1 protein-coding gene is annotated in these 1568 nt (G+C 41.1%); it reads left to right on the plus strand.

What is annotated here, in order from left to right; all coding sequences use genetic code 11:
• A partial coding sequence (locus tag IWX83_RS17050) for an HYR domain-containing protein (protein ID WP_196831350.1) occupies positions 1 to 1568 on the plus strand: 1568 nt, incomplete at both ends.

Below are 1568 nucleotides of genomic sequence, written 5' to 3' on the forward strand. Positions count from 1 at the left end.
TGGACCGTAACGGACAATGCTGGAAATATTGCTACTTGTACTCAAATCGTAACGGTGGTCGATTCTATTCTGCCAACCATTACTTGTGCTGCTCCTATAACAGTGAATGTAGATGCCGCTTCTTGTACAACGGATAAAACTAATGTTACTCTTGGATTACCAACTACGGCTGATAATTGTGGCGTGAAATCGCTAACTAATGATGCGCCTAGTGTATTCCCTATCGGAAATACAACGGTAACTTGGACTGTAACTGACAATGCTGGAAATACGGCTACTTGTACTCAAATCGTAACTGTAGTTGATAATATCAATCCAACCATTACTTGTGCTGCTCCTATAACAGTGAATGTAGATGCCGCTTCTTGTACAACGGATAAAACTAATGTAACTCTTGGATTACCAACTACGGCTGATAATTGTGGCGTGAAATCCGTAACTAATGATGCGCATAGTGTATTCCCTATCGGAAATACAACGGTAACTTGGACTGTAACTGACAATGCTGGAAATACGGCTACTTGTACACAAATCGTAACTGTAGTTGATAATATCAATCCAACCATTACTTGTGCAGCTCCGGTAACTGTGAATGTGGATGCCGCTTCTTGTACAACGGATAAAGCTAATGTAACTCTTGGATTACCTACAACTGCTGACAACTGTGGCGTGAAATCGGTAACTAACGATGCCCCTAGTGTATTCCCTATCGGAAACACAACCGTAACTTGGACCGTAACGGACAATACTGGAAATATTGCTACTTGTACACAAATCGTAACGGTGGTCGATTCTATTCTGCCAACCATTACTTGTGCTGCTCCGGTAACTGTGAATGTGGATGCCGCTTCTTGTACAACGGATAAAACTAATGTAACTCTGGGTCTGCCAACTACGGCTGATAATTGTGGTGTGAAATCCGTAACTAATGATGCCCCTAGCGTTTTCCCTATCGGAAACACAACGGTAACTTGGACCGTAACTGACAATGCTGGAAATATTGCTACTTGTACTCAAATCGTAACGGTGGTCGATTCTATTCTGCCAACTATTACTTGTGCAGCTCCGGTAACCGTGAATGTAGATGCCGCTTCTTGTACAACGGATAAAGCTAATGTAACTCTTGGATTACCTACAACTGCTGATAATTGTGGCGTGAAATCGGTAACTAATGATGCGCCTAGTGTCTTCCCTATCGGAAACACAACGGTAACTTGGACCGTAACGGACAATGCTGGAAATACAGCTACTTGTACACAAATCGTAACTGTAATTGGCGATATTATAGCAAATGATGACACCGGAATTCAAGTAAATGGATTAACAGGTGGGATTTCAGTAAATAATGTTTTAATAAACGATATCCTCAATTGTGCAGAAGTTAAAACAGAGGATATAATAACAACTTTTGTTTCTTCTAGCAATCCTGGAATTACACTTTCTGGAACTGATGTAATAGTTACTCCAGGTACACCTGCTGGTTCTTATACTTTGGTTTACCAAATCTGTGAAATACTAAATCCAACCAATTGCGATACTGCAACGGTTACTGTTACTGTTTCGGCTCC

This window comes from Flavobacterium sp. CG_9.1, assembly GCF_015751645.1.
Lineage (GTDB): Bacteria > Bacteroidota > Bacteroidia > Flavobacteriales > Flavobacteriaceae > Flavobacterium > Flavobacterium xanthum.